The 25,231-nt window shown below is 59.2% G+C and carries 25 protein-coding genes and 2 pseudogenes; 18 read left to right on the plus strand and 9 right to left on the minus strand.

From position 1 onward, the window contains the following. Positions 1-62: 62 nt before the first annotated feature. From CEQ44_RS04350 to CEQ44_RS04365, 4 genes are read left to right on the plus strand one after another with little or no spacing between them, the layout of a single operon-like run. Positions 63-890, plus strand: a complete 828-nt coding sequence (locus tag CEQ44_RS04350; RefSeq protein ID WP_088189905.1) for a CoA ester lyase — start codon at positions 63-65, stop codon at positions 888-890. After that, positions 887-1,486 carry a 2-keto-4-pentenoate hydratase gene (locus CEQ44_RS04355; RefSeq protein ID WP_088189904.1) on the plus strand — a complete coding sequence of 200 codons (600 nt, stop codon included), beginning with the start codon at positions 887-889 and terminating at the stop codon, positions 1,484-1,486. Before CEQ44_RS04350 ends, CEQ44_RS04355 begins: the two co-directional genes overlap by 4 nt. Beyond that, positions 1,486-1,713 carry a hypothetical protein gene (locus CEQ44_RS04360; protein ID WP_088189903.1) on the plus strand — a complete coding sequence of 76 codons (228 nt, stop codon included), beginning with the start codon at positions 1,486-1,488 and terminating at the stop codon, positions 1,711-1,713. The genes CEQ44_RS04355 and CEQ44_RS04360 overlap by 1 nt, the downstream gene beginning before the upstream one ends. 1 nt (position 1,714) lies before the next feature. Continuing rightward, complete coding sequence (locus tag CEQ44_RS04365; protein ID WP_088189902.1) at positions 1,715-2,551, plus strand: SDR family oxidoreductase; 837 nt, start codon at positions 1,715-1,717, stop codon at positions 2,549-2,551. Positions 2,552-2,683: 132 nt separating this feature from the next. Here CEQ44_RS04365 and CEQ44_RS04370 read toward each other — a convergent pair. Beyond that, positions 2,684-3,373 (minus strand): annotated as a pseudogene (locus CEQ44_RS04370) (transposase); the annotation flags it as partial. Positions 3,374-3,447: 74 nt separating this feature from the next. Here CEQ44_RS04370 and CEQ44_RS04375 point away from each other — a divergent pair. Further along, complete coding sequence (locus CEQ44_RS04375) at positions 3,448-4,530, plus strand: transposase (RefSeq protein ID WP_217895380.1); 1,083 nt, start codon at positions 3,448-3,450, stop codon at positions 4,528-4,530. A 220-nt stretch (positions 4,531-4,750) separates the two neighbouring features. Here the strand turns inward: CEQ44_RS04375 and CEQ44_RS24855 are convergent, their stop codons facing one another. Beyond that, positions 4,751-5,248, minus strand: coding sequence for a plasmid pRiA4b ORF-3 family protein (locus tag CEQ44_RS24855; RefSeq protein WP_256960019.1), 498 nt, complete (start codon positions 5,246-5,248; stop codon positions 4,751-4,753). Between CEQ44_RS24855 and istA (CEQ44_RS04385) the strand changes: the two genes are divergently transcribed. The 3 genes from istA (CEQ44_RS04385) to CEQ44_RS04395 all read left to right on the plus strand — a co-directional run bounded on the left by istA (CEQ44_RS04385) (position 5,240) and on the right by CEQ44_RS04395 (position 8,709). Next, on the plus strand, positions 5,240-6,703 hold the full coding sequence (istA, locus tag CEQ44_RS04385) for an IS21 family transposase (RefSeq protein WP_167369509.1): 1,464 nt from the start codon (positions 5,240-5,242) through the stop codon (positions 6,701-6,703). The genes CEQ44_RS24855 and istA (CEQ44_RS04385) overlap by 9 nt on opposite strands. Beyond that, positions 6,703-7,374, plus strand: a complete 672-nt coding sequence (istB, locus tag CEQ44_RS04390) for an IS21-like element helper ATPase IstB (protein WP_306424891.1) — start codon at positions 6,703-6,705, stop codon at positions 7,372-7,374. The genes istA (CEQ44_RS04385) and istB (CEQ44_RS04390) overlap by 1 nt, the downstream gene beginning before the upstream one ends. Positions 7,375-7,803: 429 nt before the next feature. Next, positions 7,804-8,709: a recombinase family protein gene (locus CEQ44_RS04395; RefSeq protein WP_256960020.1), complete on the plus strand. Its 906-nt coding sequence runs from the start codon at positions 7,804-7,806 to the stop codon at positions 8,707-8,709. 36 nt (positions 8,710-8,745) lie between these two features. Here the strand turns inward: CEQ44_RS04395 and istB (CEQ44_RS04400) are convergent, their stop codons facing one another. Continuing rightward, the gene (gene istB, locus CEQ44_RS04400; protein ID WP_088185103.1) at positions 8,746-9,606 is read right to left on the minus strand and encodes an IS21-like element helper ATPase IstB; all 861 of its coding nucleotides are present in this window, start codon (positions 9,604-9,606) and stop codon (positions 8,746-8,748) included. Further along, positions 9,603-10,865, minus strand: a complete 1,263-nt coding sequence (gene istA / locus CEQ44_RS04405; RefSeq protein WP_088185104.1) for an IS21 family transposase — start codon at positions 10,863-10,865, stop codon at positions 9,603-9,605. The genes istB (CEQ44_RS04400) and istA (CEQ44_RS04405) overlap by 4 nt, the downstream gene beginning before the upstream one ends. A gap of 337 nt (positions 10,866-11,202) precedes the next feature. On the opposite strand from istA (CEQ44_RS04405), the gene CEQ44_RS23880 reads away from it, so the two are divergent. The 3 genes and pseudogenes from CEQ44_RS23880 to CEQ44_RS04420 form a co-directional block, all read left to right on the plus strand. Continuing rightward, positions 11,203-11,610, plus strand: coding sequence for a hypothetical protein (locus CEQ44_RS23880; protein ID WP_256960025.1), 408 nt, complete (start codon positions 11,203-11,205; stop codon positions 11,608-11,610). Next, positions 11,607-12,248 carry a hypothetical protein gene (locus CEQ44_RS04415; RefSeq protein ID WP_088190113.1) on the plus strand — a complete coding sequence of 214 codons (642 nt, stop codon included), beginning with the start codon at positions 11,607-11,609 and terminating at the stop codon, positions 12,246-12,248. Before CEQ44_RS23880 ends, CEQ44_RS04415 begins: the two co-directional genes overlap by 4 nt. Next, a pseudogene (locus CEQ44_RS04420) lies at positions 12,226-12,372 on the plus strand (ATP-binding protein); the annotation flags it as partial. The gene CEQ44_RS04415 and the pseudogene CEQ44_RS04420, both read left to right, overlap by 23 nt. Before the next feature lie 388 nt (positions 12,373-12,760). Here the strand turns inward: CEQ44_RS04420 and CEQ44_RS04425 are convergent. Continuing rightward, complete coding sequence (locus CEQ44_RS04425; RefSeq protein WP_088190079.1) at positions 12,761-13,528, minus strand: thioesterase family protein; 768 nt, start codon at positions 13,526-13,528, stop codon at positions 12,761-12,763. A gap of 272 nt (positions 13,529-13,800) precedes the next feature. On the opposite strand from CEQ44_RS04425, the gene CEQ44_RS04430 reads away from it, so the two are divergent. Then, on the plus strand, positions 13,801-15,003 hold the full coding sequence (locus CEQ44_RS04430; protein ID WP_088190078.1) for an acyl-CoA dehydrogenase: 1,203 nt from the start codon (positions 13,801-13,803) through the stop codon (positions 15,001-15,003). Positions 15,004-15,101: 98 nt separating this feature from the next. Here CEQ44_RS04430 and CEQ44_RS04435 read toward each other — a convergent pair whose 3' ends face one another. Together CEQ44_RS04435 and CEQ44_RS04440 are read right to left on the minus strand one after the other, a co-directional pair. Then, positions 15,102-16,991 carry an AMP-binding protein gene (locus tag CEQ44_RS04435; protein ID WP_088190077.1) on the minus strand — a complete coding sequence of 630 codons (1,890 nt, stop codon included), beginning with the start codon at positions 16,989-16,991 and terminating at the stop codon, positions 15,102-15,104. 22 nt (positions 16,992-17,013) lie between these two features. Beyond that, positions 17,014-17,958, minus strand: a complete 945-nt coding sequence (locus CEQ44_RS04440) for a DMT family transporter (protein WP_088190076.1) — start codon at positions 17,956-17,958, stop codon at positions 17,014-17,016. A 257-nt stretch (positions 17,959-18,215) separates the two neighbouring features. Between CEQ44_RS04440 and CEQ44_RS04445 the strand changes: the two genes are divergently transcribed. The 3 genes from CEQ44_RS04445 to CEQ44_RS04455 all read left to right on the plus strand — a co-directional run bounded on the left by CEQ44_RS04445 (position 18,216) and on the right by CEQ44_RS04455 (position 20,651). Beyond that, positions 18,216-19,541 carry an LLM class flavin-dependent oxidoreductase gene (locus tag CEQ44_RS04445; protein WP_088190075.1) on the plus strand — a complete coding sequence of 442 codons (1,326 nt, stop codon included), beginning with the start codon at positions 18,216-18,218 and terminating at the stop codon, positions 19,539-19,541. A 202-nt stretch (positions 19,542-19,743) separates the two neighbouring features. Further along, positions 19,744-20,031: a DUF1330 domain-containing protein gene (locus CEQ44_RS04450; RefSeq protein WP_176401087.1), complete on the plus strand. Its 288-nt coding sequence runs from the start codon at positions 19,744-19,746 to the stop codon at positions 20,029-20,031. 137 nt (positions 20,032-20,168) lie between these two features. Further along, positions 20,169-20,651 (plus strand): nuclear transport factor 2 family protein, encoded by a 483-nt coding sequence (locus CEQ44_RS04455; RefSeq protein ID WP_176401086.1) that lies wholly within the window; start codon positions 20,169-20,171, stop codon positions 20,649-20,651. A gap of 113 nt (positions 20,652-20,764) precedes the next feature. Here CEQ44_RS04455 and CEQ44_RS04460 read toward each other — a convergent pair whose 3' ends face one another. Further along, on the minus strand, positions 20,765-21,310 hold the full coding sequence (locus CEQ44_RS04460) for a TIGR02444 family protein (RefSeq protein WP_088190083.1): 546 nt from the start codon (positions 21,308-21,310) through the stop codon (positions 20,765-20,767). Between the two features lie 84 nt (positions 21,311-21,394). After that, positions 21,395-22,255, minus strand: a complete 861-nt coding sequence (locus CEQ44_RS04465; RefSeq protein ID WP_088190082.1) for an alpha/beta fold hydrolase — start codon at positions 22,253-22,255, stop codon at positions 21,395-21,397. A 152-nt stretch (positions 22,256-22,407) separates the two neighbouring features. On the opposite strand from CEQ44_RS04465, the gene hpaH reads away from it, so the two are divergent. From hpaH to CEQ44_RS04480, 3 genes are read left to right on the plus strand one after another with little or no spacing between them, the layout of a single operon-like run. Further along, on the plus strand, positions 22,408-23,223 hold the full coding sequence (gene hpaH / locus CEQ44_RS04470; protein WP_088190081.1) for a 2-oxo-hept-4-ene-1,7-dioate hydratase: 816 nt from the start codon (positions 22,408-22,410) through the stop codon (positions 23,221-23,223). A 9-nt stretch (positions 23,224-23,232) separates the two neighbouring features. Continuing rightward, entirely contained in the window at positions 23,233-24,027 is a 795-nt protein-coding gene (locus CEQ44_RS04475; RefSeq protein WP_088190073.1) for an HpcH/HpaI aldolase/citrate lyase family protein, read from the plus strand. Beyond that, entirely contained in the window at positions 24,024-25,193 is a 1,170-nt protein-coding gene (locus CEQ44_RS04480; RefSeq protein WP_088190072.1) for a CaiB/BaiF CoA-transferase family protein, read from the plus strand. The genes CEQ44_RS04475 and CEQ44_RS04480 overlap by 4 nt, the downstream gene beginning before the upstream one ends. Positions 25,194-25,231: the final 38 nt, after the last annotated feature.

Raw genomic sequence — 25,231 nt, forward strand, 5'->3', positions numbered from 1 at the left:
ATGTGGTGCAGTCGAGGTCCTACTTGGGGCATATGGACCGTGGACACGAAGGTATCTTGACCATGCGGAGCAGCATCACACTGCTTTTCGTGCCTGGCGACCGGCCCGAGCGTTATGCGAAGGCGGCCACCTCGGGCGCGGATGCTATTATCATCGACCTTGAGGATGCGGTTGCTCCCGCCAATAAGGTGCAAGCCCGTACAGCACTTTGCCACGTCGTCGCCTTGCCCGCTGACATGGATATTTTTGTGCGTGTAAACGCAGTCAATACCCCATGGCACGAAGAGGATCTGGCGGCGATCGCATCGCTTCCCCTGTCCGGGTTGATGCTCGCCAAGACCGAGTCCGCGCATGACGTCGAGCAGGCTTCCGAAGTGGCCGCGGGCCAGCCGGTCATCGCCTTGCTCGAAACGGCGCTTGGCTTGTCGAGGGCGCGAGAGATATCCGCCTCCGCCTGCGTGCGGCGCCTGGCGTTCGGCAGCATCGATTATTGCGCGGATATCGGCGCCGCGCATCGGCGCGAGCCGCTGCTGGCGGCGCGCAGCGAGATTGTACTCGCCTCGCGTCTGTCATCCTTGCTTTCGCCAATCGACGGCGTGTGCACGTCGCTGGGCGAAGAAGCGCTGCTGGAAGATCACGCGCGTTATGCCTTGGATCTTGGGTTCGGCGGCAAGCTCTGCATCCATCCCAGTCAGATTGCGCCGGTGCGAATCGGCTTCGCCCCCACACGGGAGGAGCTGGCTTGGGCGCAAAGGACACTGGCTACAGGTGAGGATGGCGCGACTTCCGTGGATGGAACCATGGTCGATGCCCCGGTCAGGGTCCGCGCCCGCCAAATCCTGCGGCGCGCCAATCGTGCGGGCACGGCTATTCAGGAAGAAGCATCATGAACAATTCAGAGGGTCTGTCGAAAGCGGACGCCGGCGAGAATCGTGGCGACCAGTCGCCTGCTGGTCTGACAGATGCTTGCTCGGCACAACTGTGGCGGGCGGAATGGGAGCGCCGCCGCATTGCGCCGCTTAGCTCCGCTCATCCCAGGCTGTCGGAGGACGACATCTATGCAATTGCCGCGCGCACCTTCCAGAGGCGCGACCGACAGAAGATCGGTTTCAAGCTGGGCTACACTAGCGCCGAGATGCGCGCGCAGATGGGCATTAACGACCCCAATTTCGGCGTGCTGACAAAGGATCTGCTCGTGTCCGAAAGAACGGGTCGGGTAGATAGCGAAAACCTGTTCCATCCCCTGATCGAGCCTGAAATCACACTGCGTGTGCGGCGCGACGTCCATGGCCCCGATCAGACGCGCGTTAGCATCAGCTATGCGGTGGATTCCGCAATTGCGAGCCTCGAAATCGTGCATACCCGCTATCAGAGCTATTGCTTTTCCGCGGTCAATAATACGGATAACAGCTCGAGCGCGCGGGTGGTGCTCGGCCGCCTCGATCATTCCGGTCGCTCGATGACCTGCGCCTGTGCGCCGTGCTAATGTCGTCGAAAGGCGCGACGATCGCTCATGGGATCGGCGCGAACGCGCTCGGGGATCCACGCGCGGCGCTCGCCTGGCTCGCCAATTTCCTGGGGCAGCGCGGCGAATGTATTCCCGCCATGAGCATCATAATGACGGTCGGGCTCTCACGCGCCCACGCCGCCCAAGAAGGAGATACAGTCACTGGTGAGTTTACCCTGCTGAACATTGTTTCGGCCATTTTCTGATGTGGCCGTCAATGCCGGTCGAAACCAAGAAGGGATCCTGTCGATGGATTTGAAGCTAAGCGGCAAAACTGTGGTGCTGACGGGTGCTAGCAAGGGCATCGGGTTAGCGGCGCTCCGGACTTTTGCCATGGAAGGTGCCCGGGTGATTGCCGCTGCGCGTGCAAGCCCGGCTTTGGAGGTGGAGGTCGCCGCGTTGCGCAAGGCAGGGCATGACGTAATTGCATGCCCCTGCGATATTACACGCGATGACGATGTGCAAAATCTGATCGAGACCGCGCAGCGTTATGCGGGGCGCATTGACGTGTTAGTCAATAATGCCGCTGGTAAACTACCCGCTGGCGACTTTATGGCGATCTCCAGCCAGGAATGGCTGGATGGTTGGAATGAGAAACTGCAATGCTACATCCGCACCGCCCAGGCGGTGTTCCCGCTCATGCGCGATCAGGGCGGCGGTCGCATCGTCAACGTCGTTGGTGCTGCTGCGCGAAACCCGAAAGCGTCTTACATGGCGGTCGGCGTCACCAACGCCGGATTGATCAACTTTACGAAGTCGCTGGCGGATCATGGCGCGCCGCATGGCATTCTTGTTGCCGGGGTAGCGCCTTCGGGGGTTATGACGGATCGCTGGCGACGCTTGATCGAAAAGCGCGCCGAAGGCGAAGGCAAGACGCCCAAAGCGCTACAGGCGGAAATGGACGCAACCTTCCCGCTCGGGCGAATGGCTGATCCTGAGGAAGTCGGCGATGTCATTTGCTTCGTGGCCTCGCCCCGGGCCTCATATATTTCTGGCAGCATCATCACGGTAGACGGAGCCTCGACGACTGGCGTATTCAATTAGAAGACCTGGGCACCTCCATCAACCCGTTGATCTGAGCGGACTTGAGCGTTCAGCGCAGGATTTGGCATGATTGGGGCCGCTTGGGTCTCCATTCTGATGGCTTTTGTTGGCATTGCCGTCTTTCAGGCGCAGCTATCCCGTCGCTACCCGTCGTTCATGGAAGATGAGTCGGTGCATGTTGTAGACGAGGTTGGCGAGGGTGATCTTGGCTTCGGCGCGCTTGACGCCGATGGTGCGGATGAACAGCCCCATCTGGTCTTTCTGCCGGGCGAACACATGTTCGACGCGGGCGCGGATTTTCGATTTGGCGGCGTTGGCTCTGGCAGTGCGTTGGGGCATTGGCTTGCCGCGTGGCTTCTTGCGATGGATTCGTCTGACCCGGCTCTGCCGCTTGAGCCATGCCTCGTTGGCTTGGCTCCGATAGGCCGTGTCGGCCCAGACATCGGAGGCGGTGTTGTCGCTGGTGACGACATCACGCAGCATTCGTCCGTCGAAGCGCGCTTGGTCGGTGACCTTGCCCTTGCGGATGAAGCCGAAGGTCCGGCAGATCGACACGCTGCTCTTGTAGCCGAAGCTCGGGATGGCGATGTCGATGCCCGGCTTGCCGTTCGCCAAGGGTTTGGCCTTTGCGAACTTGAGCGTCCAGCGTGCGTCGGTGTCCTTCTGCGCCGCCTTGGCTGGCTCATCGGGCCAGATCTCGCAGGCCTTCTTGCCCGCCTTGATCGCATCCTTTTCAGGCGCCGTGTTGCGCTGCTTGGGCGCAGCCACCAGTGTGGCATCGACGATCTGCCCACCCATGGCGAGATAGCCGCGTTCCTTGAGCTGGAGACCCGCAAAAACCTGTAGCGTTTACGCGGTCATGGTGATTCACTGATCGGGAGCGATTATGGAGAGCCGTGGTGGATCCGAAGTCCCTGTTCAGTTTGAGCGACCATCTTGAAGCGTTGAGCAAGGAAGGCGACCCGCTGGAGATTTTGCAGCAGGCGGTAGACTTCGAGTATTTCCGCGCGTGGCTAGTTGAAGGGCTCGGCTACGGTGATGGTGCCAGGGGTGGGCGCCCGCCGTTCGATCCGGTGATGATGTTCAAGGCCCTGATCCTGCAGGCGCAGCACAACCTGTCGGACGCACGGATGGAATTCATGATCCGGGACCGCCTGAGTTGGATGCGGTTCCTTGGACTGTCGCTCGGGGATCGAACGCCGGACGAGAACACGATCCGGCATTTTCGCAATCGCCTGACCGAGACCGGGACGCTCAAGCGGGTGATGAAGGCCTTCGACTGGCAACTCCAGAAGAAGGGATACATCCCGATGTCGGGACAGATTGTTGATGCCTCGCTGGTGCCTGCACCCAAGCAGCGAAACACTGAAGGTGAACGCGAGGCGATCAAGTCGGGGAAGAGCGCGAAGGAAATCTGGCCGGGCGAGCCAGCCAAGGCGGCGCAGAAGGACATCGATGCACGCTGGACGCTCAAGATCGGTGGCAAAGTCCGCTATCGCGCGGACGGCACGCCATTGCCCATGATTGCCCTGCCAGTCTTCGGCTACAAATCCCACATAAGCATCGATCGGCGTTTCGGCTTCATCCGGGAGATGGCGGTGACTTCGGCGTCGGCCGCCGACGGGCGCCTTCTGCGCCAGGTCGTCAGCACGGACAACACCGGCTCCGAGGTCTGGGCAGACAGCGCCTATCGCTCAAAGCGGAACGAGAAGTGGCTGTCGGACCGGACGCTTACGTCGCGCATCCATCGGCGCAAACCGATGGGCAAGCCCATGGCGAAGGCCACTGCGCGGGCCAACGCTGCCAAATCCTCGATCCGCGCCCATGTCGAACACGTCTTTGCCCATCAGAAGAACAGGTTCGGGCTGTTCATCCGAACCATCGGTCTGGCCCGCGCCGAAGCGAAACTCACCCTTTGCAACCTGGCTTACAACTTCAACAGGCTGATCTTCCACGAGCGCCGGGAGAGTATGGGCTGATTCTGCCTGCAACCCGGGAGAACCGGGTCAAATCGCCCAGAATGACCCCGGAAACGAACCAAAGGCGCGCCCAACAGCGTCGGACAGCATCGGGATCACCCGTCGTCGGGTTAACCAGCCTCCACGTACCCGGTTTTTGCGGGTCTCCAGCTGCGTGATCGGCGGTTCGAGAACCAGACCTATCGTAAGCGCCGACGGAAGGCGTCGTTGACACGGGCTGTCAGGCTCTTCGGCGTGTCCGTGGTGCCCATTTTTTCGCAAGCGCTTCCAGCCTTGCCTCTATCAGGGGGATATCGGGCTTGGCGTTAGGATCATGGTCGTCGCCGAGGGTGTCCAGCGCCTCTTCGTAATATTCATGATGTGGGTCGCCGAGCGCTTCGAGCTTTTCGGCGTAACCCCATGGACCGCCACAGTCCTCTGGCGGCCGTATGCCTACTGCATCGAGGATGAGCTGCGCGGCGACAACTACGATGGCCGGTTGAGCGGCGACTATGATGGCCGGTAGGATCGGTTGTCTGGTCTGATCGTAGGGAGGGGCGCAGCCCCGACCGGAGAGCGGACCAGACAACCGGTGGCGATCTTTTTCCCCTTCTTTCGGGGGGCAGATCGGGGCTGTGGCGGGCGGTGGTATCGGAACACTCATCGAACAACGAGCGATGGGTTTGCGATGCCGGGCCACCACATTTCCGATCAGCAGGTATTTCTCTTCATGACCCATCGTCGCCAACACACCCAGGCCGTCGCGGCTGCCAAGGCCGGTATCAGCGAACGCAGCGCACGCCGGATCGAGAACGATCCGCAGCTTCCGTCCCAGAAGAAGAAGGAGCGCCACTGGCGCACCCGCGCCGATCCGCTCGAGCCATTCTGGCCACGTATAGAGGAGTTGCTCCAGATCGACGGTATCATTGCCGTCACGGTCTTCGAGACGCTCCAGGACGAGTTCGGCGAGGATGCTGTTCCCGATGCGATACGACGAACACTGGAACGCCGGATCGCCCGCTGGCGGGCACTGCACGGCGGCGAGAAGGAGATCTTCTTCCCGCAGCATCATGAGCCCGGTCGGCAGGGCCTGTCGGATTTCACGGTATGCGACAGTCTCAAGGTCACCGTTGCCGGCGAGACCCTGGCCTATCGCCTCTACCACTTCCGCTTGGCGGCGAGTGGCTGGGAGCATGCGGCTGTCGTGCTGGGCGGGGAGAGCTTTGCCGCCCTTTCGGAGCACCTGCAGGATGCGTTGTGGAAGCTGGGCGGTGCGCCGGCCGAACACCGCAGCGATTCCCTGTCAGCCGCCTACAAAAACCTCGACGCCGATGCGCAGCGGGATTTCACCCGAAGCTATGACGAGCTGTGTCGTCATTACGGCATGCTTGCTACCCGCAACAACCGCGGCGAGGCGCACGAGAACGGATCGATCGAAGGTCCCCATGCCCATCTCAAGCGACGGCTCGATCAGGCCTTACGCCGGCGGGGCAGCCGCGATTTCGTCAGCATCGAGGCCTGGCGCGAGTTCGTTGAGGCGCAGGTCGCCAGACAGAACCGGCGGCATGCTGCGCGCATCGATGCAGAACGCAGGGTACTCAAGGCGCTGCCCGCAAGGCGAACCACCGATTTCGCCATGGTCACCGTCGATGTCACCCGCAACGGCACCGTCGCCATCGATCGGGTTACCTATTCGGTGCCTTCCCGCCTCGTCGGACGGCGCCTCAACGCGCATCTCTTTGACGATCGCATCGAGCTCTTCCTCGGTCCGGACAGGGTAATGTCCACGCCGCGTGTGCGGATCAGTCATCCCCACCGGGGGCATAGCATCGATTTCCGGCACATGATCGGTAACCTGCGCCGCAAGCCCGGTGCACTGCGCAACCTCGTCTACCGCGAAGCCCTCTTCCCCGATCACGCCTACCGGCGGGCCTGGCAAGCCTTCGATGCCCAACTCGATGGACGGCAGGCCTGCCGCGATGCCGTCGCGCTGCTCGATATCGCCGCCAGGGGCGACTGTGTCGACGTGCTGGCCCGGCGGATCGATGAGGCTCTCGACAGCGGGCGCTTGCCCGATGTCGATGCGCTCAGGGACGAGTTCCTGCCAACCGCAAGATCGCAGCGCGATGTCGCTATCCCGCCACCCGATCTGCACAGCTACAACAGCCTGATCGCCAGCGGGGAGGTGCACTGATGACCCGCACCAAGGATCAGGCCGCCGCCGTACTGCCTACCCTGCTGAAGGCCTTGCGCCTGCCGAGCATCAACCGCAACTGGAAGCGCCTCACCGACACCGCCGATCGCGATGGCTGGCCGGCCGCCAACCTGCTGGCCTCGCTTCTCGAGATCGAGATGGCTGATCGCTCCTCCCGGCGCATCCAGCGCCATCGCGACCAGTCCGGCTTGCCCGCAGGCAAGACCTTCGCCACCTTCGATTTCGACGCCGCCCCCGGCATCCGCAAACCGCACCTCTTGTCCCTCGCCGCCGGTGACGACTGGATCGAGAACGGCGGCAACCTGCTGCTGTTCGGCCAGAGCGGGACCGGCAAGACGCACGCAGTTGCCGCCATTGGCCATGCCCTCATCGACACGGGGCGGCGCGTCCTGTTCTGCTCCACCACCGACATGGTCCAGAAGCTCCAGTCCGCGCGCCGCGACCTCAGCCTGCCCGCCATGCTCGACAAGCTCGACAAGTTCGATCTCATCGTGCTCGACGATCTGTCCTACGTCCGCAAGGACCAGGTCGAGACCAGCGCCTTGTTCGAGCTCATCGCCCACCGCTACGAACGCCACTCGCTCGCCATTACCGCCAACCAGCCATTTTCGGCATGGGACAACGTCTTCCCTGACCCAACCATCCAGTGATACCCCTGATATCGACGGGCTGATCCGCCATGTAACGGTGACGTGCCCTCAGCATCCGCTCTTCGGCGAGCGGTTCGAAGTTCTGAAGCTGGTGTCTGATCGCGGGCCGGCTTGGGTGACTATCCGGGTGCCGCATGGCGGGCGGCGAAACATCCTTCGCTCCGTCACCGATCTGGCTACCGCTCCGCCTGACTCGAAATCCGCGCCGTTGGTCTCAGGCTCCATCCTCATGCGAGTCGTTGCGCTGGCAGAGGCGTTGCGCCGTTCATCACAGGACGAGGAATGCCAGAGTGAACATCAGCTCTCCCCGGAGACGGCCAAAGATCCAGATATGGTCGAGCCTGCCGCCAGCAATCCAGCGTCAGCTGGCGGCGACGATAGCGCAGGCTTTGTGCTCGCGCCCAACTGCCCGCTACGCCGGTGACACCGATGTTGAGAGATTATGCCGTAGATGAACGGATAAGCACCACGCAGCAGGCCAAGCTGGCCTATGTCTATGTCCGTCAGTCGAGCGTCGGCCAGATCCGCCATCACCAGGAAAGCACGGCGCTTCAGTATCGGCTTGTCGACCGCGCGCTTGGCCTTGGCTGGCCGCGCGAACGGGTCGAGATCATCGACGACGATCTTGGGAAATCCGGTGCGGAGGCTCAGCACCGATACGGCTTCCAACGCCTGATCGCTGAAGTTGGCTTAGGTCACGCCGGTCTCGTTCTGAGCTACGACGCGTCGCGCCTCGCACGCAACAACAGTGACTGGCATCAACTGCTTCAGCTCTGCTCGATGTTCAGCGTTCTCATCGCTGACAGCGAACAAATATATGATCCCGGACTTTACCATGATCGGCTTTTGTTGGGTCTCTCGGGGATCATGAGCGAGGCTGAGCTGCATCAGATCCGCATGCGCCTGCACACGGGGGAACGGCAGAAGGCGGCGCGCGGCGAACTGCGTATCCCGCTTCCGGCAGGGCTAATCTACGCGCCCGCCGGAGGGATCATGCTCAATCCCGACGCCCAGGTTCAGGAGCGCATCAGACTTGTGTTCGACAGCTTCATGCGCCTGGGAAGCGCAAAGGCGGTAGTGCGCTATCTGCGCCAGGCCGATCTTGCCCTGCCGGTCAGGCCGTTGAAGGGACCGGCGCCACACGAAATAGCCTGGCGCGATGCAACCGATGCGCGTGTGCGCAATATCCTGAAAAACCCTGTCTATGCGGGAGCCTATGTCTACGGACGCCGGTGTGCTGCGCCCGAAAAGCGAAGCGAGGGGGCCAAGAACCCGACGCGCGCTGTTCCGCGCGTGTCAACGGGCGCCGAAGATTCCGCAAAAGTGGGCATCTAAAATTCCCTAGTTTGGCGGGAGGGTTTGTTTCGGTGATCAGCCGTGATGGAGATCGGGCTTTTCCTTTGCTGGCGGGCGGCCGCGCCGTTTCGGCAAGGGCGGTGGGTTGATGGACGGTGCCATGCGCGCATGCTCGGGCAGGAGGTCGGCGTGCTGTCGCATGCGATAGCTGGAGCCCTCGATCTGGATGACCACAGCGTGGTGAAGAAGGCGGTCGAGCAGCGCGGTGGCCACCACCGGATCGCCAAAGACATCACCCCATTCGGCGAAGCCGCGGTTGGAGGTCAGGATCATGGCACCCTTTTCATATCGGGCGTTGACGAGCTGGAAGAAGAGATTGCCGCCCCCGGGCGTGACGGGAAGATACCCGATCTCATCTACGACGAGCAGGGAGGATCGGCATAGGAAGCGGATCCTCTCGCGCAGCGTGCCCTCCCGTTCCGCCTTGGTCAGTGAAGCGATCAGATCGGCGAGCGGGATGAAGTAGACGCTCTTGCCCGCCTTCACGGCCTCGACAGCAAGGGCCGTGGCGATATGGCTTTTCCCGGTACCGGGAGGACCCAACAGATGCACCACCTCGGCCCGGTTGATGAAGTCCAGGCCAGCGAGCGCCAGGATGCGGTTCCGGTCGAGCGATGGCTGGAAGGAGAAGTCATATCCGTCCAGAGTCTTGATGATCGGCAGCCTTGCCATGCGCAGGGCCGCCTTGATCCTGCGGTTCTCCCGGAGCGACAGTTCTTCGTGCAGCAATATGTCGATGGCCTCGATGCCATCGATTTTGCCCTGCTCTATGCCGCGCAGGGTGGCGTCGAGCATCTCCAGGGCGCGTGGCATTTTGAGATGGACCAGGCTGCGGCGGATATTATCGACGCGGGATGCGGCACCCCCATGGTTCATGGCCGTTCTCCCCGCGCCAGTTGGCTGCCGATCGCCTGATAGATGGCCAGGGAGCGCACAGCGACATGCTCGCCTATACGACCGATGGCGATTACCTCTTTGCCATGGATACGGCGCTTGGCGCCGCTGCCGCCTGTCCGATGCGCAGGATCGATCCTGTACTGCCGACGCCCCTCAAGAACCGGGTGCTCGGCAATGACCTGGCCCAGGTCTACGATCCGGATCTTGTCGGGCAACTGCTGGATTTCGACGACGCGCCGGGTGCGATCGGGAACGCTGTAGTAATTGCCGCCGACAGAGACCATCCCATCGTGGCTGACGCGGCGCTCCAGCTTCAGAACGGCGTCAAAGCGACCCGCCGGGAGCAGCTGCAACTCAGGCTGCTCGGCGGCGAAGGCTTCAGCAATAATCCGCTGCGTCGTCCCGTGGACACGGACATTGGCGACGGTATCGAGCCAGTCGATCAGCTGGACATTGAGATCGTCCAGATTGCGGAAGCTCCGGCCCAGGAAGAAGTCCTTGCGGATATAGCTGAACGGCCGCTCGACCTTTCCCTTGGTCTTGGCCCGATAGGGACGGCAGGCGCGTGGCACGAAGCGGTAATGCCCCGCCAGGGCCAGCAATGATCGATTGTAGATGATATGGCCCTGATCATCTTCCCCGGTCACGGCGGTTTTCATGCGATCGTAGAGGATCTCGATCGGGACGCCGCCGAGCGCTTCAAAGGCCTGCATATGACAGCGCAACAGAGTTTGGAGATCCTGGTGCATGACGTAGCGCGCAAACAGGAAGCGCGAATGTCCCAGCACCAGGCTAAATAGCCAGACGATCCGGCTGACGCCGGGCTCATCGGTAAATTCGACGACGAACCGGGCAAAGTCCACCTGCGCCTGCACGCCAGGCGGCGTCTCGAACCGAACCTCGAAGGGCTTGGGGCCGTTTTCCGGCCGGATCGCTGCCAGGAACCGCTTTACCGCGGTATAGGCGCCCATATATCCCAGCTCACGGATTTCCCGCGTCAGGCGCGCCGCCGTCAGATCGGGAAAGGCCGTCACTCGCTCACGCAAAAATTCCAGATAGGGTGCCAGTTTGTTCGGTCGACCCAGCATGCGAGGGCCGTAAACCGGGGCCTCGATGCCCCGTTCGATATATTTTCGGATGGTCTTGGGATCGCGACCAGTGCGTCGGGCAATGGCGGATATCGATACGCCCTGCCGATGTAGTTCGAGGATCATCATCAATTCTCCAAGTCGGATCATCGGCCCCGTCTCCGCGTCTGCAAAGGAGATGAGGACAATGTCGGCTCATCTCATTCTGCCGGGGCTAGCCCCGGCAGAATGAGATGAAGGGGCCACCAACTAGGGAATTTTCAAAGCCCACTTTTGCGGAGAATTGCACGACCGATGACAGCGCGAACAGTGGGAAGTCTGCATCCAGAATGCTCATCCAGCGTATATCAGTTGGGAGACGCATATGGCGATCAGCGACAAGCTCACGGACAATGTCGGCAACTTCAAAGCCGGGCATCGTGGCATGCCTCGGAAGGGAAAGGCGCTGCTGCAGGGTATAGCGATGTGTGGCAGTTGCGGACGGCGCATGGCACTCAACTACTCTGGCCCTGACAGCAACCATCCGGTATATCGGTGCCGTTCCGAACGAGCGACCTGCGTCGGTCAATATTGCCAAGAGGTGCGTGCGCCGCGGGTTGAGGCTGAGGTCGAACGGCAGTTCCTTGCAGCGCTCACCCCTGACCAACTCGCCATCGCGTTGGCCGCGCTCGACGCCATCGACGCGGACGTCCATGGACTCGAACGGCAATGGACACTCAAGCGCGAACGCGCCGAATATGAATGCGAGCGTGCCCGGCGCCAATATGACGCGGTCGAGCCGGAAAACCGCCTCGTTGCCCGTTCCTCGAAAGCATCTGGGAAAGCAAGCTGCGTGAGGTCGAAAAGGTCGAGCAGGACTATCGGCGGTGGAAGACGGAGCAAACCGTTGCGTTGAATGCCGACGATCGCGCCCGTATCGCAGCGTTCGGCATCGACCTGCCTGATCTTTGGGAAAGAATCGAGAACAGCGAACGCAAGGCGATGCTCCGCCTCGTGATCGACAAGGTCATTCTAGATCAGCGGCGGGCGAAAGGCATGGTGTGGATCCGCATCATCTGGCAGACGGGCGCAGCGACCGAACACTGGGTCATGCGGCGCACTCAATCCTATGCTGAAGCTGCTCATGCCGACGTGCTAGAACAGCGGATCCGAGAGCTCAACGCCGCTGGCATGATGGACGCCGAGGTCGCTACCGCGCTCAACACAGAGGGTCTGCGGAACAGCCTGGACGGGCTGTTCGACCACAACACGGTGCACCTGTTGCGCCAGCGCTGGAATATCCCCACCGTAAAGATCAACGGCGTCGAGCACAATCCGCCCCGTTGGCCGGATGGCAGCTACTCGATCCAAGGTGCCGCGACCGCGCTCGGCGTCACTGAGCAGACGGTGTTCAAATGGCTGAAACGCGGTAAGCTTCAGGGCCGGCAACTAAAGAAGGGACAGCCGTGGCAGGTGGACCTGACCCTCCAGCAAATAAAGGCGCTCACAGCGCCAAATTACAGTATGACCCCTTCCAGGAAAGCAGCATCATGAAACGTTCGGCGATCCCGCCATGACTGTCGCCGACGCCATCCTCGATCGTCTGGTTCACAATGCACATCGCCTTGACCTCGATGGCGACAGCAAGCGGCGCTCAAAAGGCAATCGGCCCGCTTGACGTAGGCTTCAAACGAAACAACAACGATCGCTGCCGAAGGCCCCGTTCCGGGGGCGGCAATATCCCGGATTAAGGGGCGCGATCATCTCGGAAACGAGGGGCGGCTTCGTCGGAATCAGCATTCCGTACCAAAAATCCGTTTGTTTAAATTTTAAAAATATCGATTTTAACATAAAACTCTGATACTAATAGCCCATTATATCGCTTATTGTTAGGAATTTGTAAACCCGACTTTTAGAGTATCTGTGATAGTCAAGCATAATATTAAGCCAGAAGCGATTTGGTTTGAAAAAGGCATTGGGGTGGCAATTTTCTCTCGCACAACTGCTTTGATAGCGATTTTAGCCCGTTTTCCTGCAACGATTATTTGCTGATATTTGGCTTTGATTTAGTGCCGTATTGTCAAGCTTTGTGAAACGACACCGATTGGCCCGTCCTGATCGTGAACTATACTATGAGTTAAGCCGATACCGCTTGGACCAAAGGAGACCGTGGTGTCCAAGCCCAACCATAATCCTCGAAGCTTGCGAATAAAGTGAACAGTCAAGTCGATATTGGGAAATGCGATCTCGTTGACGTCCTCCCTCGCTGCGAGTCCATTAGCTATGTCGATAATTCCTAAGGCCCTGGCTGTTGGACTTACGCTCTCGCCCGCAACAAGTGGCACTTCAGAACGGATCCACGAAACGGCGCGGCCTACTCCGAGCAATGACCGGCGAACCTCGATAGATCGGACAAATCCGCCCCGCCACAATGTCTCTGGCTTCCACAAGGCTAAGGTCTCGGGGGTTGGGATAGCCAACACCGGTGTTCCAGAAATGGCGGACGTATCCGGCGTTTGAAGAAGCCACGCCCGTGCGATCACAATGGCTCGCGCGGCGTGGCTTAGACGCGCTTCGACCAGCTCGATGGTCCGTCCTGGCCTGATCACCGACACGTCAATTTCGAATTCATCGATCGGCAGAGTGCCGAGGATGTCGTAGGAAACGCGAGCCATCGTCAGTATGCTGTCACGACGAACTGCATGGTCAAGTTCAATAGCATGAGCGAGCAAACCCAATGCGGGTGCTACATGCTGCTCACGGACGTTCCAGGCGCCACTGACAAGGTCTGTTGGGCGGAATCGCTTTGCATCAAGGCGTTTAAAAAAAGACATGGTCGCGCTGTAGCGACCGGTCGGGTCGCGTCAAACATTTGATCGTCAAAGCACTCTGCTCGACAATCGGCTCCATCAGCGCAACAATGCCAGTTTGTTCAGCCTGATGGGAACAGTGCCACTGAAGCCGAAAAATAATTCATATGCCGCTTTCAAAAAAACTTTGATATGGTCGACCAAATGCATTTGGAATTGTCTCTGGAGGAGTGCTTCGATAGGGCAGTTTCGGGCCAAGCTTCTATTCTAATGAGCAATAAAATAAAGGTCCGGAAATGAGCGAACCTGAGCTACAAGTACACGGGAGCTTTCAATGGATTGATCCCTTTCTTATTGACGACCAGCTCACCAGTGACGAACGCATGATCCGTGATGCTGCGCGGAGCTACGCGCAAGAGCGGCTACAACCGCGTGTCATTGACGCGTTCCGAGAGGAGCGGACGGACCTTGCGATTTTCAGCGAGATGGGGGAGCTTGGACTGCTTGGTCCCACGGTTCCGCCCGAGTATGGCGGCGCAGGAGTCGGTTATGTCGCCTACGGGTTAATTGCACGCGAGGTGGAGCGCGTCGACTCGGGGTATCGCTCGATGATGTCGGTGCAATCGTCGCTTGTGATGCACCCGATCTTTGCCTATGGCTCGGAAGAACAGAAGCGCGGATTTCTGCCGAAACTCGCGTCGGGAGAATGGATAGGCTGCTTCGGGTTGACAGAGCCCCAAGCCGGATCTGACCCCAGCGGCATGACTACCAGCGCGACAAAGATCGAGGGCGGCTACCGGATCAACGGTGCGAAGACCTGGATATCCAACGCGCCGATCGCTGACGTATTCGTAATCTGGGCGAAGTCCGATGCGCACGGTGGCAATATCCGCGGCTTCGTCCTGGAGAAGGGAACGAAAGGACTGTCGGCGCCCAAGATCGGTGGCAAGCTGTCGCTTCGCGCCTCTATTACTGGGGAGGTCATCATGAACGAGGTCGAGGTCGGCGAGGAAGCGCTGTTACCGCATGTCGAGGGCCTCGGCGGGCCGTTTGGCTGCCTGAACCGAGCTCGTTATGGCATTAGCTGGGGTGTGTTGGGCGCAGCTGAGTTCTGCTGGCATGCCGCGCGCCAATATGGCCTGGACCGCAAGCAATTTGGGCGGCCGCTCGCGCAGACCCAGCTGTTTCAGAAGAAGCTTGCCGACATGCAGACCGAAATTGCGCTGGGACTGCAGGCCTCGTTGCGTGTCGGTCGCCTTTTCGACGAGGGGCGGATGGAGCCCGAGATGATTTCTATCTTGAAGCGCAACAATTGCGGGAAGGCGCTCGACATCGCCCGCCAATCCCGCGACATGCATGGCGGCAACGGTATTTCAGAGGATTATCAGGTTATACGCCACATGATGAACCTGGAGACGGTTAATACCTATGAGGGTACGCATGATGTCCATGCGCTGATTCTGGGACGCGCTCAGACGGGTCTGCAGGCCTTTTTCTGAGGGTTCGCCGCTGGGTGGAGTTCAAGCTCGGAGCGGGGCACCGCGTTAAATCGGTTCTTCCGGTTTGACCGGGATGGCCGCGGCCACGTAAACAATGATCAGGCGCCATTCACTCGCAAGGCGATGGCCTGGGGTATATCGGCGTCGTCTATTGTCGGCGGCAGAGTGAAAGGTTCCTGATCGACGATCCTCCGCAAAAGGTTCCGGAGAATCTTGCCAGAGCGCGTCTTTGGCAATTGGTCGACAACGTAAACGGTTTTCAGTGCCGCCACGGCACCCAACTCGGCGCGAACAGCGTCGATCGCGAGCTTGGAAATTATCCCATCATCGGCCGAACCTCTGCGCGTGGTTACGAATGCAACAGGAACCATGCCTTTGACAGGATCTTTCGCGCCGACCAACGCGCACTCGGCAACATCAGGGAGTCGCGCCACAATCTCCTCCATCTGTCCGGTAGAAAGGCGATGGCCCGCGACATTGATGACGTCATCGGTACGTCCCATGATGTGGAGAAAGCCGGCGTCGTCGCGATAGCCGGAATCACCGGTTTCGTAGAAGCCGGGGAAACTGGCGAAGTTTTTGGCAAATCCGGCCGGGTTGTTCCACAATGTACGGAAGGCACCAGGCGGAAGGGGCGCGCGAATAACAACATTGCCATTTTCGCCATCGTCCACTGGACTGCCATAGTCATCGAGGATAGCAAATTCATATCCGGGCACCGCATGTCCAGCGCTGCCCGGTTTACGACGCAAGTCGCCTATGGCAAAACACGATGCAATGGCCGGCCATCCCAATTCGGTCTGCCACCAGTGATCAATGACCGGCAATCCACTTGCTCGTTCGAGCCAGGCGATGGTCGCGGGGTCAGCACGTTCGCCGCCAAGGAAGATCACACGGCAATCACCGGTGCCGATGTCCTTCAGGAATTTCGCTTCAGGGTCTTCCTTGCGAATCGCCCGAATGGCAGTGGGCGCGGTGAAAAAAGCCTTGGCCTTGTTGCGCACGATCGTCCGCCAAAAGGTGCCGGCATCGGGCGTTCCGACCGGCTTTCCCTCGAACAGGATGGCTGTCCCGCCAACCAACAGCGGGCCATAGACGATATAGCTGTGGCCCACGACCCAGCCGACGTCGGATGCAGCCCAGAAGGCGTCGCCCGGGCCAATTCCATAGACATTTGCCAAGGACCATGAGAGCGCCACCGCGTTGCCGCCGTTTTCTCTTACGACACCCTTAGGCGTTCCTGTCGTCCCCGACGTGTAGAGGATATAAAGCGGATCGGTCGCGCCTACCGGCGCGCAGGCAGGCTGAGGTTCACCGGCGGTGCGGCTGCGCAATTCCTGCCAGTCGATATCGTGGGCATGATCAAGATCGGCAGCCAGCCGGTCGCGCTGCAGAAGGACGACATGCTGGATACCCTGCAACGAAAGAGCAACAGCCTCATCGACCAGTGGCTTGTAGGCGATCGCCCGTGTGCCCTCTATCCCGCACGAAGCGGTCAGGATAAGCTTCGGTTTGGCGTCGTCGATACGCTTGGCCAACTCCGGCGCGGCGAATCCGCCGAACACCACGGAATGGATCGCCCCGAGACGCGCGCAGGCCAGCATCGCGAATGCCGTCTCAGGTATCATCGGCATGAAGATGACGACGCGATCGCCCTTGGTCACACCCAGCGCGGCTAGCATCGCTGCCACCCGCCCGGTTTCGTACAAAAGTTGCGAATAGGTGAAGGATCGTAGTGCGCCGGTGACTGGGCTGTCATAGGTCAGCGCTACCGCATCGCCACGACCAGCGTCGACATGCCTGTCTAGACAATTATGACAAGTGTTGAGGATCCCGTCGGAAAACCAACCCTTCTGTTCATCGTAAACAAGCCGGGGCTTAACGAACCAGTCGATCGCGCGCGCGGCCTCCGCCCAAAAACCCACCGGGTCTTCGGAGGCCCGACGATAAATATCACTATACTCCAGATTGCCTCGTCCGACCGTCATATCTAGTACTTTCTTGGTCTGATCACGCGTTGGCTCTGGGGCGGTACCCGCGTGAAACGGCGATCGCGCCGATGATTAGAAGGGCACCAATGAAATGATAGGATGCAATGCCTTCGCCAAGAAGCAGCATCGCAAGGCCCACACCCAAGACTGGCGGGAGGTTCATGTAGGCCCCGGCACGAACGGATCCGATCAGCGTCACCGAACGGTTAAAAAGAGCGTAAGCAACGAGCGAAGGGAAAACTCCGACATACAGTATGGCCGCCGCCAGTTTCATTGGCGGCATCGACAGGCCATTTCTGGCCAGCGTGGAGATGTAGGGAAGTGCCAGCGAGCCGGCGCCGATCGCGAACAGCGCCGCTAGCAATGAGAGGTGGTGTACAGCCGGAACCTTGCGAAGGAAGGTGGCATAAGCCGAATAGAGAAATACCCCTGCCACGGAAAGCAAGTCCCCGCGATTGACCGAGATGCCCCCTACTAGATTGAAGGGATGACCCTTGGTCACGATCCACATGATCCCCGCGAACGACATCGCAGCGCTTAAAGCGAGGAGGGGTAGCAGCCGCTCCCCAAACAGCACCGTCGGCATCAAAAGGATCATGATCGGCATGATCGATTGCAACAGCAGGTTGTTTGTAGCGGTAGTGTATTGCAGGCCGCTGTAGACGATGTAGGCAAACAGCCCGACACCGAAAAAACCGAGCAGCGTGACAAGGAGCCAGGAAGCACGCAGCGTTTGGACGTCAACCTTGAGATGACGCCAGGCGAAGGGTAGCACGCACAAAAAAGCGACCATCCACCGCCAGAATGCGAGTGACAAAGGAGACGCAAGGTCGCGCACCGCCCGCCCAATAATGGGGTTCATAGCCCAGCAGACGGACGCGACGCAAAGGAGCAAAGTCGGGGAGTTCCACATTGCTGGCGCCGAGCACCGGATAAAGGAGACGTATCGCGCAAAAGCACTCATGTCCTATCTCCTTGCTGAGCTATAGCATCTTGCAATTGCATTTTATTTTGCATATTGTACATCGCGTTTCCCATATGATTTTGGGACGCCGCTGTCAACCAAGTGCGGATCCCAGTTTGGATCCGGACCGCATAAATCAGGGAAACGGCGTAAGATCTGTCGCCTTGGAAGCATCTCGATCATTTGTACCGTTGTGACGGTCACGCCGAGCGCGCAGATCATCGGCGCACCTACCAGCGGGTTACAGGAAATTGAACATGGCTCACTCTCGACAGCTTCACCTCGGCGCTTTCATGCGCCCAGTTAGTATGCATACAGGAGCATGGCGCTATCCCGGCGCGATACATGACGCCAATTTCAATTTTGCTGCCTTGAAGCGCTTCGCCCAGAAGCTTGAAGAGGGCAAATTTGACGCTTTTTTCATGGCCGATCACCTAGGCGTTCTCAATATGCCGGTTGAAGCCTTGAAACGTAGCCATACCGTCACGTCATACGAGCCTTTTACCTTGCTCTCGGCGCTTGCCGGGGTGACGGAACGGATCGGCTTAGTCGCTACTGCGTCGACAACCTTCGAGGAGCCATTCCATGTCGCGCGGCGGTTTGCGTCGCTCGATCATTTAAGCGGCGGACGCGCAGGATGGAACGTTGTTACGACAGCCAATCCCGACAATGGGAAGAATTTTGGCTATGAAGACCAGCCCGATCATGCTGCGCGATACGCCCGTGCGCGCGAATTTTACGATGTCGTTACCGGACTTTGGGATAGCTTCGCCGACAACGCATTTGTCCGCGACGCTGAAAGCGGCATCTATTTTGATCCGGATCGGCTCCATGTGCTCCGCCACAAGGGAGCGCATTTTTCGGTGCGCGGCCCACTCAACATCGCGCGCCCCGTGCAGGGCTGGCCCGTAATTGTGCAGGCAGGTGCTTCCGAACCGGGCCGCCAACTCGCCGCCGAGACGGCAGAAGCCGTGTTCGGGGCCGAAAACACGCTCGAAGGCGCCAAGCGCTTCTATGCAGACGTCAAGGACAGGATGAGAAGAGTCGGACGCGATCCCGGCCTTCTCAAGATTCTACCTGCCGCCTTTGTCGTGGTGGGCGATACGATCGAGGAAGCACGAGCCAAGCGAGCGCATCTTGACAGCCTGGTCCATTATGACAGCGGCATCCATTCGCTGTCGGGTGCGCTGAACTTTGACGTTTCGGGCTTTGATCCCGATGGCCCGTTGCCCGAAATTCCCGAAACGAATGCCAGCAAGACCGCTCGCGACAGATTGCTGGAGATGGCCAGAACACAGAATCTGACCATTCGGCAACTGGCGGCGACCGCTGGGAGTTATGCCGGTCTCGCGTTCGTAGGCACGCCGGCGTCGATCGCCGACGATATGGAGCAGTGGCTGTACGAGTCTGGGGCCGACGGCTTCAATATCATGTTTCCTTTTTTGCCTGAAGGGCTCGACCTTTTCGTGGATCAAGTCATCCCGGAACTTCAGCGGCGCGGCCTTTTTCGAACCGAGTATGAAGGCACGACGCTGCGTGACCATTTGGGCCTCCCCCGCCCAAGCAACCGCTTTTTCGACTGAATGCCGGAGATGCATATCTGGTAATAGGCAACCAGGAGCCATGATCGAGAAGTTTCGCCTAACCGTTGTATCCCGTTTAAATTTAACCGATGACGGATAGTTTCCCGAGCATGTTAGCTTACCGTGCTCGAGCGATGGGTTTCGATCTTTGCGGACTGAATTCATGACAATGGGCCGAAAGCTTAGGCAAGGAGATACTAATATGGCAGCTTATGTCGTCATCGTGACCGAGGAAATTTCGAATCCGGAGTTGATGAATCAATATAAGGAACAGGCTCAGTATCTGCTTGGGACGCAGGGCGTTTCGTTCATGGCCGGCCCGGTCGTCGCCGAAACTCTGGAAGGATCGCCTCCGAAGGGAGCAGTGATTATCCGGTTTGCTTTTCTTGAGGAGGCTCAGAGCTGGTACCGATCCGACGAATATCAAAAACTGGCTTCGATGAGGCTTTCTGCCTCTACCAGTGCGGCATTTATCGTTGAGGGCACCTGATCTTGGTGCCGGTCAAGAAGCGAGGCGGAGCCTGCCCGCCGACCGGTTCGGAAGGTTCGCTCAATTCTTGTATACTTGCTGCATTTTAGAATAGACTGCACCAGTCATTTGACCGCAACAAGATGTGGAGATGCGTGATGAAATCCATCCGAGCAGCGTTCCTGCCTTTGCTGCTTGCAGTTGCGAGCACCGCTCACGCTGCAGAAAATCCCGATGAGGCAAAGATTCTGAAGATCGAGCAAGACATGGCTGCTGCGCAGACCGCAGCGGAATTTTTGAAAGATTTCGCGCCTGACGCTGTGATGGATGCATTCTTTCCAGGCCAGGCCCGAGGCAGCAAAGCGGTGGCCACCGCGGCGACCACGCTCTTTGCGGGAACTAAAGATCTGCGAGCTACGATCCTTAAAATGTCTATCAGTACAGATCATGACATCGCCTATGCTTTCAGTACCCAGCGGGTCGTGTTCACCAATATCGCTATGAACAAAGTTCAGGACTGGGTTTTCCGGCAGGTCGACTGTTACCGCAAGGTCAACGGAAAATGGCTGGTTGTATACCACAATCTTTCGGTGCCATTCGATCCCACGACCGGTAAGGCGGTGTTTGACGCACCCGTTTAAGGTAACTGTGCCACCAGGTTCGTTTATTAGCCGCGTGGACGGGAAAGATGCGGCCTAAATCAAGGCAAGGATGATTGACCCAGCGATGAAAATTTCGAGCTTGTCCCTCAGTATCATGTCAGCGAAACGCCGGGTTTGATAGGTGGCGCGAAAGCCATAAAGACCAATTGCGATAACAGGACGGCCGCTGCGTCGGGTGCCGCGATTACCTGACGGTAAATGCATAAATTCGCCGATGCAGCGCTTTGTTGTGTGGTCCGATCCCGGTTGGCAGTTTGCCGCGAAAGACCGGCCAGCGCTGACTGGACTTGGCGTTCCGATTGCAGTTCGACCGCCTTCAGCGACGCGTAGACCTTGACCAGTTCAACGGCAGGATCGGTCTCCGGCGATCCGGCGATGCACAGGCGAACCCATCGCCTGGCGCTTCGCACGGGATGCACAAGGTTGTCATTGAGCGGCGATATTCTGTCAAGAAGCTCACTGATCTCGGAACTATCGAGCGCCACTTTGGAAACCTGAGCCGACCACAGGCAGAACAGCAACAGGTTGACATCGAAGCCATGTTTATCCTGCAACGCGAGGCACAGCGTGGACACGTGCGGCCTAGCATACAGATCCAGCGAGAACTGCCAAAATGCCGAGGCCGCTGTCTGGGCCATATTGGTCACCCCCACGCCGAACCAGACAAACGAATGCAGAGCATCACGCCCGCCCGGCAACCCGATGCCGGAACAACGGAAGCATCAGAAGGTGCGCGCGCCGAAATGTATTTCCATCATCGGGCGCATGACGTCCCAGCGCTCGAGCTGCGACCAATGGCCCGACCGGTCGAGTACGTACAGTTCGGCATGCTTCAGATGCTCTATAAGGTACAGGCTGGTGTCGAGCGGAACGATGCGGTCCTGCCTTCCGTGGAAGATCAAAACCTTATGCGGCATCTTGCAAAGCATCGACGGCGGCATATTAAGCCCCTCCATTCCCTGCTTCATCGAATCGATCATTTTGACCGCAGTCTTCATAATCTCGGGATCGGTGGCAATCTTGTACCTGTTACTGACGATCTCCTCCATGCCTTCGAATTTGTCGGCATCATGCGCGAAACTGTGCATCAGCTGGCGGTAACGGGACGGCCGAGGATCGGAATAAAAGGAAAGCAGACGGATTAGTTCCGGAGTCCGCGGGCCAGGTGCGCCGATCGACCCCATCAGGACCACACGATCGATACGGTCGGGCTCTTCGCTCATCATCTGCAAGGTGAGCGCACCGCCCATCGAGTTGCCGACGACGTGGGCCTTTTCGATCCCAAGCGCTTCAAGCAAGCCGAAACACTGTTCAACTCGCGTTCCGATCCACGCCATTACGTTGTCTGGCCAAGGATCAGGTATAACTGACTGCCCAAAGCCAATTAGGTCGGGCGCGATCACGAAGAAATTCTCCGCCAAGTCGGGCATGAGGTGGAGCCAGTTGGAACCGGCATGGGCACCCGGCCCTGCTCCATGCAGCAGAAGAATAGCAGGCTTGCTCCGGTCGCCGGCAAGCAGGGTGTGAGAAGTCAGTCCGCGACCGGTTATTTTCTCTTCTCTCACGCTCGTATCGCCTGCCATCATGCCTCTCCTCCAAATCAAGTGTCGTTCTGCCAAGTACGGTCTGTTCTGCCGCCGGGCTATAGACTAGCGTTTATAACTGTGCAATGCGTTTGCCAATACAGATCGGGGATGAGGAGCAATTTATGGACCGCCGCAGTGACGGACCCGGCATGGTCGGGGCGGGTCTCAGCGAAGCCGAAGTCGGCGTTTTTGCGGCTGAACTCGATCAGGCCGAACAGTCGCGTCAGCAGATCCGCCAGTTCTCACAGCGCTGTCCGGAAATGTCCATTGCCGACGGCTATCGCATCAGCAAACGATGGGTAGACCTTAAGCTCGCGTCTGGGAGAAAGGTCATCGGCCACAAGATTGGTTTGACGTCGCGAGCGATGCAGCAAGCTGCCGGAATTACCGAACCCGATTACGGCACACTGCTCGATGATATGGTGTTTGAGCAAGGAAGCGACGTGCCTTGTGAACGGTTTATCACTCCCAAGGTCGAGGTCGAGCTTGCTTTCGTGCTGGGCAGAAGGATCGAAGGGCCCCGCGCGACCATCTTTGACGTACTCCGGGCGACCGAATATGTTATTCCCGCAGTGGAGGTAATTGACAGCCGCACCTTTCCTACTGACCCCGAAACCGGGGGGCGTCGCAAAGTGCAGGACACTATAAGTGACAACGCCGCCAACGCCGGGATTATCATGGGAGGGTTGCCGATGCGACCTGACAAGATCGACATGCGCTGGGTCAGTGCGCTGCTGACCCGGAACGGTGTGATCGAGGAGACTGGGGTTGCTGCGGGCGTGCTCAACAATCCGGCAATCGGCGTGGCGTGGCTAGCCAACCGGCTCTCGCCATGGGGCCAGACGCTCGAGGCGGGCGAAGTGGTGCTCGGTGGTTCGTTCACCCGCCCTGTCGAAGCCCGCCCGGGTGATGTGTTCAGCGCCGATTTCGGGCCGTTGGGTGCCATAGGCTTCCGGTTTATCTGAGGCAGGGCGATGCTGACACCGCAAAACCACTTCAAGAATAAACTCAGTGACGGCTTGCCGCAGCTCGGCTTCTGGCTCGCGCTCGCCAATCCCGACATCGCGGAAATCTGCGCAGGTCTTGGCTACGATTGGGTTCTGATCGATGCCGAGCACGGCGCGCAGACGCTGCCAGGGATTGCCCATCAACTGCGCGCGGTTGACACCGTATCGGACTGCTCAGCAATCGTGCGCGTTCCTGGCCACGATCCGGTGACGATCCACCAGATCCTGGACCTAGGTGCACAGACGATCATGGTTCCGATGGTTGATAACGCAACGCAAGCAGCTTCAATCGTAAAGGCTTCGCGCTATCCGCCGGACGGCGATCGCGGGATCGGTGGTGCGCGTGCCGCACGCTGGGGCCGCTTTCCCGCTTATGTGGCAGACGCGAACGAGCAACTGTGTATCATCGCCCAGATCGAGACGGCCGAAGCGATCAAGAATCTCGAAGCCATTGCGGCAGTCGATGGCATTGATGCACTGTTTATCGGCCCTGCTGATCTGGCTGCCTCGCTCGGCCTGCTCGGGCCCGCTAACGCCTCAGCTCTCGCCCAGGCCACCGGAGCGGCTCTCGACCGAATTCGGGCCACCGGCATTCCCTGCGGCATCCTGTCGCGCGATGAGCGTCTGGTGCAGCAATATTTGGAAGGCGGTGCCCGGTTCCTAGCGGTGGGTATAGACTCTTTCACTTTGGCAAAGGCCGCAGGAGACCTTGCGCGGGACTGGCGTTGCCGCATCGATACAGCGGTCGCTGGTGCAAAATGAAGCAGTGTGACTGGCGCTCCGCACAAAGCGAAGCATCTGGAAAGCCGCTTGCCGGCATCAGGGTGCTTGAGCTTGCCAGGATCCTTGCCGGGCCATGGTGCGGGCAACTGCTTGCGGATCTCGGCGCCGAAGTGATCAAGATAGAGCGCCCTGGAAGCGGAGACGACACCCGACATTGGGGGCCACCCTTTGTAATGTCCGACGGTGGCGATAACCTTGGCGCGGCCTATTTTCATTCGGCTAATCGGGGGAAAAGGTCCATCGCGATTGATATCACAATCCCCGAGGGTCAGGCTGCCATCCGCCGTCTTGCGGGAGGGGCCGATATCATGATCGAGAATTATAAGGTCGGGGGGCTGGCGAAATACGGACTTGATCATCCCTCGTTGTCAGCGCTTAATCCACATCTCATTACTTGTTCTATCACCGGGTTTGGGCAAACCGGGCCATATGCTGCCCGCCCGGGATATGACTATATCGCACAAGCGATGGGCGGGCTCATGTCGATGACCGGTGAACCGGAGCGCGAGCCGCAGAAGGCCGGGATCGCTGCCGCCGATCTTTTCACCGGGGTCTACAGCGCGGTGGCAATTCTGGCAGCACTGAACCGGCGTCGCGAAATGCACGTCGGCGCACATATCGATATGGCGCTGCTAGATACCCAAGTCAGCGTCATGGGTAATCAGGCGCTCAACTGGATGACCTCGGGAGTAGTGCCACGCCGGGTAGGCAATGGCCACGCTAATTTGGTACCCTATCAAGCGTTCCCGACCCGTGATGGAGATCTGATCATCGCAGTCGGGAACGATGGCCAGTTTGCTGCGCTTTGTCGTGTACTGAACGTGACACTGCACGAAGATGAGCGGTTCAGCAATAATCCACAAAGGATCCGCAACCGCGTGGATTTGATCATAGCGCTCGAAGAGATCACCGCGAAATGGAGCCGGGACGATCTCTTCGAACGGCTCGATGGTGCAGGGATTCCTGCAGGTCCGATCAATGAGTTGGACGAGGTATTTGCGAACCCGCAGGTTATCGCGAGAGGCATGGCGATTGAACACGATGGTAAGCCCGGGGTGGCCAGCCCTATCGTAATCGATGGGGTGAGGATGGTTGCCGACGATCCCGCCCCCGGCGTTCCCGAGAACGTCAAATTCGACTTCTAAATAGGATAAGGTCGAGCGGGGCGAGTGCAGGTCGCATG

It is taken from the genome of Sphingobium sp. Z007, assembly GCF_900013425.1.
Lineage (GTDB): Bacteria > Pseudomonadota > Alphaproteobacteria > Sphingomonadales > Sphingomonadaceae > Sphingobium.

Bases quoted from the DNA above. Each gene is read 5' to 3' on its own strand.
- CEQ44_RS04395 (WP_256960020.1), top strand. From the start codon at position 7,804: ATGTTGAGAGATTATGCCGTAGATGAACGGATAAGCACCACGCAGCAG.
- CEQ44_RS04450 (WP_176401087.1), top strand. From the start codon at position 19,744: ATGGCAGCTTATGTCGTCATCGTGACCGAGGAAATTTCGAATCCGGAG.
- CEQ44_RS04475 (WP_088190073.1), top strand. From the start codon at position 23,233: ATGCTGACACCGCAAAACCACTTCAAGAATAAACTCAGTGACGGCTTG.
- CEQ44_RS04355 (WP_088189904.1), top strand. From the start codon at position 887: ATGAACAATTCAGAGGGTCTGTCGAAAGCGGACGCCGGCGAGAATCGT.
- CEQ44_RS04480 (WP_088190072.1), top strand. From the start codon at position 24,024: ATGAAGCAGTGTGACTGGCGCTCCGCACAAAGCGAAGCATCTGGAAAG.
- CEQ44_RS04425 (WP_088190079.1), bottom strand. From the start codon at position 13,528: ATGTCTTTTTTTAAACGCCTTGATGCAAAGCGATTCCGCCCAACAGAC.
- CEQ44_RS23880 (WP_256960025.1), top strand. From the start codon at position 11,203: ATGGCACTCAACTACTCTGGCCCTGACAGCAACCATCCGGTATATCGG.
- CEQ44_RS04360 (WP_088189903.1), top strand. From the start codon at position 1,486: ATGTCGTCGAAAGGCGCGACGATCGCTCATGGGATCGGCGCGAACGCG.
- CEQ44_RS04465 (WP_088190082.1), bottom strand. From the start codon at position 22,255: ATGGCAGGCGATACGAGCGTGAGAGAAGAGAAAATAACCGGTCGCGGA.
- istA (WP_167369509.1), top strand. From the start codon at position 5,240: ATGACCCATCGTCGCCAACACACCCAGGCCGTCGCGGCTGCCAAGGCC.
- istB (WP_088185103.1), bottom strand. From the start codon at position 9,606: ATGAACCATGGGGGTGCCGCATCCCGCGTCGATAATATCCGCCGCAGC.
- CEQ44_RS04455 (WP_176401086.1), top strand. From the start codon at position 20,169: ATGAAATCCATCCGAGCAGCGTTCCTGCCTTTGCTGCTTGCAGTTGCG.
- CEQ44_RS04440 (WP_088190076.1), bottom strand. From the start codon at position 17,958: ATGAGTGCTTTTGCGCGATACGTCTCCTTTATCCGGTGCTCGGCGCCA.
- CEQ44_RS24855 (WP_256960019.1), bottom strand. From the start codon at position 5,248: ATGGGTCATGAAGAGAAATACCTGCTGATCGGAAATGTGGTGGCCCGG.
- CEQ44_RS04350 (WP_088189905.1), top strand. From the start codon at position 63: ATGCGGAGCAGCATCACACTGCTTTTCGTGCCTGGCGACCGGCCCGAG.
- CEQ44_RS04445 (WP_088190075.1), top strand. From the start codon at position 18,216: ATGGCTCACTCTCGACAGCTTCACCTCGGCGCTTTCATGCGCCCAGTT.
- CEQ44_RS04460 (WP_088190083.1), bottom strand. From the start codon at position 21,310: ATGGCCCAGACAGCGGCCTCGGCATTTTGGCAGTTCTCGCTGGATCTG.
- istA (WP_088185104.1), bottom strand. From the start codon at position 10,865: ATGATCCGACTTGGAGAATTGATGATGATCCTCGAACTACATCGGCAG.
- istB (WP_306424891.1), top strand. From the start codon at position 6,703: ATGACCCGCACCAAGGATCAGGCCGCCGCCGTACTGCCTACCCTGCTG.
- CEQ44_RS04435 (WP_088190077.1), bottom strand. From the start codon at position 16,991: ATGACGGTCGGACGAGGCAATCTGGAGTATAGTGATATTTATCGTCGG.
- CEQ44_RS04430 (WP_088190078.1), top strand. From the start codon at position 13,801: ATGAGCGAACCTGAGCTACAAGTACACGGGAGCTTTCAATGGATTGAT.
- hpaH (WP_088190081.1), top strand. From the start codon at position 22,408: ATGGTCGGGGCGGGTCTCAGCGAAGCCGAAGTCGGCGTTTTTGCGGCT.